This window comes from Flavobacterium sp., assembly GCF_041392005.1.
GTDB lineage: Bacteria > Bacteroidota > Bacteroidia > Flavobacteriales > Flavobacteriaceae > Flavobacterium.
This window is the reverse complement of the sequence record NZ_JAWKMX010000010.1, coordinates 58,774-68,455: the sequence shown is the minus strand read 5'-3', so window position 1 is coordinate 68,455 and position 9,682 is coordinate 58,774. Positions and strand designations below refer to the sequence as shown.

The window sequence follows — 9,682 nt, the reverse complement described above, 5'->3', positions numbered from 1 at the left end:
TAGGTACAACTTATTACTACACTTTAGTACCTTATAATGCAGTAGGTCCTGCTGAAAATTGTGTAGAAGAAATGTTTGCAACTAATGCAAATGGTTGTTATTGTACGTCGGCTCCAACTTCTGTAGATGGCACAGGTATAATTAATGTACAAATTGTTGCAACCGATTTTCCTAATACAGTAGCTGCTTCACCAGTTTATAACGATCATACAGCTACAGTAGTTGATATGTCTCAAGGTATAAATAACAATGTTCAAATTACTTTTGATGTTACCTCTTTTGGATCAAATTCTTATGATTATAATACAGTTATTTGGATTGATTTTAACGATGATTATAATTTTGATGCTACTGAAATCGTATATGTAGGACTTTCGCCTACAACAGCTTCACCAACTTTACTTGATGCGTCATTTGTTATGCCTGCAACAGCACCTCTAGGTGAGCATAGAATGAGAATTGTAGCTACTGATGCATTACAAAATCCTTCAAACCCTTGTTATAGTGGTACATATGGTGAAACTGCAGATTTTACAGTTAATATTATTGAAGCATCTTGTGCTCCAGTTGCTATAGCATCGTCAACAATTGTTCCTGATTGTGCTAATGATGAGTTTAATGTAGAATTTGACGTTACCGATTTAGGAGATGGTACTCCTACAATTTCAGATGGAACAACTTCTTGGCCAATTACAGCTACAGGTGTAGTTTCAGTTGGTCCTTTTATGAGTGGTTCTTCGGTAACTTTAACAGCATTACATGGTTCAGATACTACGTGTGATATTACATTAGGAACGTTTACCTATACTTGTCCGCCAGTAAATAACGACTGTGCAGCAGCAACAGCTTTAACACCAGGTGGTGTATTTGCAGATAATGAAGTTGTAGGTACTTTAGCTGGCGCAACAAATTCTGCAGCACCAGCACCAGGTTGTGGTTCATATTCTGGACCTGATGTTTGGTATAGTGTTGAAGTTCCTGCTTCTGGTAGCATAACAATTGAAACCAATAGCAATTCAAGTACTTTAACAGATTCTGGTATGGCGGTATATAGTGGAACTTGTGGAGCATTAACTCTTATTGAGTGTGATGATGATGATAGTTTAGATGGTGCATTCTCTTTAGTTTCTTTAACAGCTTTAACACCAGGTGAGATTTTATATGTAGTAGTATGGGAGTATGGAGGAGATATTCAAGATACCTTTAAAATATCAGCTTATGATGCCTCTTTAAGTGCTAATAGCTTTACTTCAACTGGTTTTGTAGCTTATCCTAACCCTGTTAAAGATATTTTAAATTTAGAGTACGATTCAGAAATTGCTAATGTTCAGGTAATTAATTTATTAGGACAAACTGTAATTGATAGAGCAGTTAATGCAACAACAACTCAAATAAATATGTCGCAATTAAATGCAGGTACCTATTTAGTTAATGTAACTTCTAATAATGGTATTCAAAAAACAATTAAAGTTGTAAAACAATAATTGTAAATAACATAATACATTTTGAAAGTCCCGATTTATTCGGGACTTTTCTTTTTATAAACTATCTTTGTTAAAATTTTGAAGATGTTTTTTTCGTTTATAATTCCCGTTTTTAATCGCCCAGACGAAGTAGATGAGTTGCTTGCAAGTTTATTGCACCAAAGTTATGATGAAGATTTTGAGGTTCTAATTATCGAAGATGGTTCTACAAATACGTGTAAAAGCGTTGTAGAAAAATACAGTAATACATTGCAAATAAGCTATTATTTTAAAGAAAATTCAGGACCAGGAGCTTCTCGAAATTTCGGCATGCAAAAAGCAAATGGAGATTATTTCATAATTTTAGATTCCGATTGTATTTTACCACCAAATTATATAACGGAAGTCGCAACTTCTTTAACTAAAGAATATGTAGATTGTTATGGCGGCCCCGATGCAGCTCATCAATCGTTTTCAACGATACAGAAAGCTATTAACTTTACAATGACATCTTTTTTAACTACAGGTGGTATTAGAGGAAAAAGTGAAAGCTTAAATAAATTTCAACCACGAAGTTTCAATATGGGCTTGTCTAAAATGGCATTTGAAAAATCGGGCGGATTTGGAACGATTCATCCTGGAGAAGATCCCGATTTAACCTTGCGATTATGGGATTTGGGCATTGAAACCAAGCTTATTTCTCGAGCATTTGTGTATCATAAACGAAGAATAAATTGGAATAAATTTTATACACAAGTGCATAAATTTGGCAAAGCTAGACCAATACTGAATTTATGGCACGCAAATTCTGCAAAATTAACCTATTGGTTTCCATCATTTTTTTGTTTGGGTTTTCTATTAAGTATTTTACTTTTATGCTTTCATGTTCCGTTTTTATTGTATCTATACGCAATTTACTTTGGTATATTATTTGTTTCTTCAACAGTTCAAAATAAAAGTTTAAAAATTGGTTTTTTCAGTTTAATAGCAACATTTATTCAGTTTTTTGGATACGGTTTAGGGTTTTTAAAATCGTACTTTAAAATATGTATCGTAAAGCAAAAACCCGAAATAGCATTTCCAGAATTATTTTTTTTAAAAAAATGACAAAAATTATTGGTTTAACAGGAGGAATTGGAAGTGGAAAATCGACCGTGGCAAAATATATTGCTAGTAAAGGAATTCCAGTATATATTGCAGATAGTGAAGCTAAAAAAATAACCAATTCTAAACGGGTTACTAACGAAATAGTTCAAAAATTTGGTTTCGATATTTTAGATGGCAACCAAAAAATTAATCGAAAAAAACTTGCCACTATAGTTTTTAACGATAGCGCTAAACTTAATGTTTTAAATAAAATAATACATCCAAAAGTAAAGCAACACTTTAAAAATTGGTTGGCAAAACATCAAAATGAGAAAATTGTAATAAAAGAAGTAGCTATTCTATTTGAAACAAACGGCCATTTAGATTGCGATAAAGTTATACTAGTTACAGCGCCTTTAACGACTAGAATTGAAAGAACTATAAAGCGCGATAAAACTACACGGGAAGAAGTAGAAAATAGAATAAAAAACCAAATGGCAGATGAAGATAAAATTCCATTATCTGATTTTGTAATCGAAAATTTAGACCTACAAAGCACCTATAAACAAATAGATGAAGTGTTAAATAACTTGAATAATTCGTAAAAATTAACTCAAACGTTAATCTTTGGTTAATATTTTTTTATAATTACTGTTAAAAAATTAAATTTGTATTGATGAATAGAAAAAGATTCATAGTATTAGTGGTATTTATGAGTTTATCATTAATAGGAATTATATTAGTTCAATTGTATTGGATAAACGCTTCGCTAAAAAATAATGAAGAACAATTTAAATACCACGTGCAACAGGTTATTGGTAATGTTGCCGAAAAAGTAAATACAAAAGAACTAAAAGAATTTATTAGCGAGTATAAAAAAATTCAAGATAGTATAGGAAAAGAACCCGAAGTAAGTGTTCTTAAAAAAGTATTTATACTAGAAAAAAATAATAGTACAAAAGAAACCATAATTTATACAAATACATTATTGTCTGAAAATTATGGCATAAATGGTTCGTTCTTTGATACAGCTTTAGATACGGTAAATGTAAGTAGTATAATAACAAGTAGTAAAGCAGAAATTTATAAAAACTCGAACATAGACAACGCTAGCCTAAGTTACAACAAAACACCCGATGTAACTATTGAAAAAAAAGGTCGATTATCGGCTTTAGATAAAGCTTATTTTGATTCTTTTTCTAAAGAAGTCTTGGCATTGCGTCCTATACAACAACGAATTTCAGAAGAAGAATTAGAACAATTACTACACAGCGAGTTAGAAAAATATGGTGTAAAAACACCTTTCGAATTCGGAATTTACAGCAACGGATTAGCAACTAAAATACGATCGCCTAAATTTAAATACGATAAAAAACTAACCTACGGCATTCCTGTTTTTCAAGAAAGCGACGGCTCGGCACATTATCAATTATTAGTTACATTTCCTAATAAGCAAAAGTTCTTGTTTTCTTCAATAGTTGGCATTACAACCTTATCGTTATTGTTTACTTTAGTAATAGTTTTAACCTATTGGAGTGCTCTAAATCAGTTGCTTAAACAAAAACAAATATCCGAAATTAAGACCGATTTTATTAACAATATGACACACGAGTTTAAAACGCCTATTGCTACTATAAACCTAGCTTTAGACGCCATTAAAAACCCAAAAATTATTGATGATAAAGAAAAGGTACAACGCTATTTGCAAATGATTAAAGATGAAAATAAACGAATGCACGCGCAAGTAGAAAATGTACTTCGAATTTCGAAATTAGAAAAAAATGAACTCGATATTTTTAAAGAACCTACTAATGTTATTGATATTTTAGAAAACGCAATAGAGCATATTAGCTTAATTGTTGAAGCAAGAAATGGCACAGTAAAAACGCATTTTTTGGCAAAACGAACTACCGTATTATTAAACGAATCACATTTTACAAATGTATTAGTAAATATTTTAGACAATGCAGTAAAATATTCGCCCGAGGCTCCAGATATCGACATTTATACAGAAAATAACAAAGATTTTATTGTAATTAAAATTCAAGATAAAGGACTAGGAATGAGTAAAGTTGCTCAAAAACGAGTATTCGAAAAATTTTACCGCGAGCACACAGGCGATATACACAACGTAAAAGGACATGGATTGGGCTTAGCCTATGTAAAACAAATTATTGACGATCATAACGGAGAAATAACCGTAGAAAGCGAAAAAGGAAAAGGTAGTATTTTTAGTATAAAAATGCCCTTAATTAATTAAAACACAACATAAATAAATTATAGAATGGAAGCAAAAAAAATATTATTGGTAGAAGATGATCCTAATTTCGGGGCTATACTAAAAGATTATTTAATAATTAATGATTTTGATGTAACGCTTGCCAAAAACGGAATGGAAGGTTTTGAAAAATTTAAAAAAGATGATTTCGATTTGTGCATTCTCGATGTAATGATGCCATATAAAGATGGTTATACACTAGCTCGAGAAATACGTGAAAAAAATCAAGAAGTTCCTATTGTTTTTCTTACCGCCAAAACCATGAAAGAAGACGTGCTAAAAGGTTACAAAGTAGGTGCAGACGATTATTTGAATAAACCTTTCGATTCGGAAGTTTTATTGATGAAAATAAAAGCCATTATGCAACGCAAAGCCTCTGAAACAAAACCCGATAGCAGTGTTTTTGAGTTTCAAATAGGAAAGTTTCATCTTAACTCAAAGCTACGCTTTTTAACTTTCGAAAATGAAGAACCTGTTAAATTGTCGCCTAAAGAGTGTGAGCTTTTAAAAATGCTAGCACTTCACGAAAACGATTTAATGCCAAGAGAATTAGCATTAACAAAAATTTGGAGAGACGACAACTATTTTACGTCTCGTAGTATGGATGTATATATTGCCAAGTTAAGAAAATATTTGAAAAAAGATGAAAATGTAGAAATTTTAAATATTCACGGCGAAGGCTTTAGGTTAGTTATAAAAAAGTAAATACATTATAAAATAAAAAAGTGAAAGTAAATAACTTTCGCTTTTTTATTTTATGCTGCGTTCTATAGTTTGTATAATTTCTTTAAAATGAGTTTGGTAATCAAACCATACAGCATTTTCTGTGCGTTTAAACCAAGTTAATTGACGTTTTGCAAAACGGCGGGTGTTTTTCTTAATTTCTTCTACTGCAAAATCTAGTGAATTTTTTCCATCAAAATAATCAAACAATTCACGATAACCGACAGTTTGTAACGCATTTAAGTGTTTATAACTGAATAAATCTTTAACTTCTTCTAATAAACCTTGTTGTAGCATTATATCAACACGTTGATTAATTCGGTTGTACATTATTTCTCTGTCGGCTTGTAATCCTATTAGAATCGGCTTAAAATTTCTATTATTTTTTCGTTTTCCTATAAAAGAAGAATAAGGGTTACCAGTTCCAATGCAAACTTCAACAAATCGTTTCATTCGTTGCGGATTTTGTAATGTTTGCGGATTTTCAGTTTCCAATTTTTGAAAATATTCAACATCTAATGCTTTTAATTTTTCTTGTAGAAATGCAATCCCAAGTTCATCATATTTTTTATTGATAGTTTCTCTTATCGAAGCATCAATATCAGGAAATTCATCAAATCCTTTTAGAATAGCATCTACATATAAGCCCGAACCACCAACCATAATTTGGATATTGTTTTTTTCAAAAAGAGTATCTAGTAATTGTAAGGCTTCTGTTTCAAAATCGCCCACAGAATAATTTTCAAAAATTGATTTATTTTGAATAAAGTGATGAGGTGCTGCCGCTAATTCTTCATTAGAAGGAACAGCAGTACCAATGGCCATTTTTTTATAAAATTGACGACTATCACAAGAAATGATATCACAATTAAAATATTGTGCCAATTTAATACTTAAGGCTGTTTTTCCAATAGCTGTTGGGCCAATTATGGTTATTAAATAATTAGTCATGTGTTAATTCAGATCCACAGTTAAAACAAAAGCGAGCTTCTTTTTGATGCCCTTCAATACCACAATTTGAACACGGATTTTGTTGGGTTTTAGAAGCTCCTTTTTTACTATTTAAAGCAATTTCAGAAGTAATAATTCCGGTTGGAACAGCAATGATTCCGTAACCTAAAATCATTACGAAAGAAGCTAAAAATTGTCCCAAAGGCGTTACTGGAGAAATGTCGCCATAACCAACAGTAGTTAGCGTTACAATTGTCCAATAAATACTGGTGGGAATACTTGTAAAACCATTCTCGGCTCCTTCAATAACATACATCAATGAGCCAATAAAAACGGTACTAATTAAGACGAAATAAATAAATACAAAAATTCGACCACGACTAGCATATAACGCATCGATTAAATGTATTGATTGCCCAGTAAATTGCGGGTGATTTAAAATTTTAAACAATCGAATTAAACGAAACGCACGAACAATTGTTAAAACACTTGTACCCGTTAAAAACAAGGATAAATACATGGGTAAAGTCGCAATTAAATCGATAATACCATAAAAGCTAAAAATGTATTTCCAAGGTTTTTTAAGAGCAATAATTCGCAAAATATATTCGATGGTAAAAAAGAATGTAATAATCCATTCTAAAAAAATGATTTCAGTATGATATTTTGCATCAAAACCTTGAACAGTTTCAAGCATTACTAAAATAACACTTAGTAAAATTACGCCTAATAAAATTAAATCGAAAAGTCGACCAGCATAGGTATTAGTTCCGTAAATTACTATGTTGATTTTCTGCTGAAAGCTTTCCCATTTTGATTTTGTTGTACTCATTTTACAAAAATATCAATTTAAAATAAAATAACTTTTACTTTGTTTTTCTTTAAATAACTTTGAATAATTGTTTTAATATCGCGGTTGTGCTGCATGGTAATAATTAAATTACGAAGAATATCAACATTTGTTATTTGATAATTCAAGTCGAAAAAACAATAACCTTTATAAATGCCATTTTCGATTAATATTGCACTTTTTTCCTCAATACTTCTGCCTTTATCAATGATAACCATATTTTGATACTGAAATGAGTAATCGCTAATAAATTGTTCTACTCTTTCGTTGTATGTTTGTTTTTTTTCTTTGTCAATGCAAGCACCTAAACATTGTTTAATATCGTATTGAAAACAACTTTTTTTAGTTGTATATAAACCATTTATTTTTTGACAAAGCTGATATTTTTCAGTTATCTTAAATAAAAAATCTTTTCCTTCTTCTAATGAGCCAAATGATGTAATCTCTTTTTTTCTACCATCGGCTTTTTGAATTTGCAATGAAAAATAACCTTTTTCAGTTTTTTCTTTATATAATGCCCATTGAAAAATTGTGCGACGTTGTGCACGATTGTATATAGGTTTGTTTATTTTGATTTCTTCGCTTTCTTTGAGTAATGCAATTAGTTCGCTTCCTGTTTCTTCATAGGTTACCGCAAAAACTTCACGTTGTATTTTTTTACTTTTATTTGAAGTACCAGTAAAATGTTGATTGATTCTTTTTTTGATGTTTTTACTTTTACCAATATAAATTACATCACCTTTTTCGTTATGAATATAATAAATTCCTGTTTTAGTAGGCAATTTTTCAATAATATCTAATAGTTTTGGCGATAAACCCGATTTTACTTCCGTTTTAACGTAGCTTTTTACAATTTCTTTTTCTAAATCTTTTGAAAGTAACAATTTAAAAAGTTTAACAGTTGCTAAAGCATCGCCACTAGCACGATGACGATCGGTTATTGGAATACCCAAACCACGAACGAGTTTTCCTAAGCTATATGATTTTTGATCAGGAATTAATTTTTTAGATAATTCAACTGTACAGATGGTTTGTTTTTTGAATGAATAGCCTAATCGTTTAAATTCAGTTTTTAAAATGCGGTAATCAAATGAAGCATTATGCGCAACAAGAATACAACCATTGGTAATTTCAATAATACGCTTGGCAACTTCATAAAATTTGGGTGCACTTCGCAACATAGCGTTATTAATACCTGTAAGTTTTACAACAAATGGTTGAATAGGCTTTTCTGGGTTTACCAAACTTATAAACTGATCGACAATTTCGTGTCCATCAAATTTATAAATGGCAATTTCGGTAATACCTTCTTCGTTGTATTGCCCACCAGTGGTTTCTATGTCGAGTATGCAGTAAATGTTTTTAAAGTTTAAAAGTTCAAACTTAAGTCTTTTTTCTTTGTTCTTTTCTCTATTTTCTCAAGCCAAAAATACTACTACCAATACGAACCATATTGCTACCACATTCAATAGCCAATTGATAATCACCACTCATTCCCATGGATAAGGTTTTTAGTTGCCAGTTTTCTGTTTTCAATTTACTATATTTATCGAAAAGTGATTTTAAATATAGGAATTCTTTTTTAATTTGATTGTTGTTTTCAGTAAAAGTCGCCATTCCCATAAAACCTACAATTCTAACATTTTTTAGTTGCTCTTTATCAAATTGAAAAATATCTTCCAATTCATTTTCATTTAAACCAAATTTTGATTCTTCTTCGGCAATATGAATTTGCAATAAGCAATCTACAATTCGATTGTTTATTTGCGCTTGTTTGTTGATTTCTTGTAATAATTTTAAACTATCTACACCATGAATAAGACTCACAAATGGAACAATTAATTTGGCTTTTCGCGATTGCAAATGACCAATAAAATGCCACTGAATATCTTGAGGTAATTGACTTTGTTTATCCACTAATTCTTGCACATAATTTTCTCCAAAAATGCGTTGCCCAGCTTCATAAGCTTCCATAATATTGGCTATAGGTTTTGTTTTTGAAACAGCAACTAAAGTAACGTGTTCTGGTAATGAAGATTTTATGTTATTCAGGTTTTGTGAAATTGACATTTTTTAAGCTTTAAAAAATTTAAAATTTAAGAAGCATATTAATACGATTGATAAACAAAATACTAAAATATTTCTTGGAACATTTTTTTCTTGTTGTTCTTCAGATAATTTGGTTCTACAAAATTTTATAAAAACCCAAACTAGAAATCCTCCAAACATATTTAAACCTTCAAATCTACTATTTTTCATAATTTATGAGATTTCTCTTCGTCCCTCATCGAAATGACAAGTTTTCGTCTTTTGTCTTGATTCTTGTTTCTT

The 9,682-nt window shown here is 30.5% G+C and carries 9 protein-coding genes; 5 read left to right on the top strand and 4 right to left on the bottom strand.

Annotated features, from left to right (window positions below; all coding sequences use genetic code 11):
- The 5 genes from R2808_RS06815 to R2808_RS06795 all read left to right on the top strand — a co-directional run.
- On the top strand, nt 1–1,484 hold a 1,484-nt coding region (locus R2808_RS06815; protein WP_371270213.1), incomplete at its 5' end, for a GEVED domain-containing protein.
- An 84-nt stretch (nt 1,485–1,568) separates the two neighbouring features.
- The gene (locus R2808_RS06810; protein WP_371270212.1) at nt 1,569–2,570 is read left to right on the top strand and encodes a glycosyltransferase family 2 protein; all 1,002 of its coding nucleotides are present in this window, start codon (nt 1,569–1,571) and stop codon (nt 2,568–2,570) included.
- Entirely contained in the window at nt 2,567–3,154 is a 588-nt protein-coding gene (gene coaE / locus R2808_RS06805; protein ID WP_371270211.1) for a dephospho-CoA kinase, read from the top strand. Before R2808_RS06810 ends, coaE begins: the two co-directional genes overlap by 4 nt.
- 71 nt (nt 3,155–3,225) lie before the next feature.
- Entirely contained in the window at nt 3,226–4,809 is a 1,584-nt protein-coding gene (locus R2808_RS06800) for a sensor histidine kinase (protein WP_371270210.1), read from the top strand.
- Between the two features lie 24 nt (nt 4,810–4,833).
- Nucleotides 4,834–5,532, top strand: coding sequence for a response regulator transcription factor (locus tag R2808_RS06795; RefSeq protein ID WP_371270209.1), 699 nt, complete (start codon nt 4,834–4,836; stop codon nt 5,530–5,532).
- 45 nt (nt 5,533–5,577) lie between these two features.
- Here the strand turns inward: R2808_RS06795 and miaA are convergent, their stop codons facing one another.
- Genes miaA through R2808_RS06775 form a run of 4 tightly spaced genes read right to left on the bottom strand, consistent with a single transcriptional unit; the run spans nt 5,578 to nt 9,421 of the window.
- A complete protein-coding gene (miaA, locus tag R2808_RS06790; RefSeq protein ID WP_371270208.1) occupies nt 5,578–6,501 on the bottom strand; it encodes a tRNA (adenosine(37)-N6)-dimethylallyltransferase MiaA in 924 nt (307 codons plus the stop codon).
- Entirely contained in the window at nt 6,494–7,333 is an 840-nt protein-coding gene (locus R2808_RS06785; RefSeq protein ID WP_371270207.1) for an ion transporter, read from the bottom strand. Before R2808_RS06785 ends, miaA begins: the two co-directional genes overlap by 8 nt.
- A 17-nt stretch (nt 7,334–7,350) precedes the next feature.
- Nucleotides 7,351–8,709, bottom strand: coding sequence for an exonuclease domain-containing protein (locus tag R2808_RS06780; protein WP_371270214.1), 1,359 nt, complete (start codon nt 8,707–8,709; stop codon nt 7,351–7,353).
- A 52-nt stretch (nt 8,710–8,761) separates the two neighbouring features.
- On the bottom strand, nt 8,762–9,421 hold the full coding sequence (locus R2808_RS06775; RefSeq protein WP_371270206.1) for a YggS family pyridoxal phosphate-dependent enzyme: 660 nt from the start codon (nt 9,419–9,421) through the stop codon (nt 8,762–8,764).
- Between the last annotated feature and the right edge of the window lie 261 nt (nt 9,422–9,682).

Coding starts and splice junctions, on each gene's coding strand:
- R2808_RS06775 (WP_371270206.1), bottom strand. CDS start 9,421: ATGTCAATTTCACAAAACCTGAATAACATAAAATCTTCATTACCAGAA.
- coaE (WP_371270211.1), top strand. CDS start 2,567: ATGACAAAAATTATTGGTTTAACAGGAGGAATTGGAAGTGGAAAATCG.
- miaA (WP_371270208.1), bottom strand. CDS start 6,501: ATGACTAATTATTTAATAACCATAATTGGCCCAACAGCTATTGGAAAA.
- R2808_RS06785 (WP_371270207.1), bottom strand. CDS start 7,333: ATGAGTACAACAAAATCAAAATGGGAAAGCTTTCAGCAGAAAATCAAC.
- R2808_RS06795 (WP_371270209.1), top strand. CDS start 4,834: ATGGAAGCAAAAAAAATATTATTGGTAGAAGATGATCCTAATTTCGGG.
- R2808_RS06810 (WP_371270212.1), top strand. CDS start 1,569: ATGTTTTTTTCGTTTATAATTCCCGTTTTTAATCGCCCAGACGAAGTA.
- R2808_RS06800 (WP_371270210.1), top strand. CDS start 3,226: ATGAATAGAAAAAGATTCATAGTATTAGTGGTATTTATGAGTTTATCA.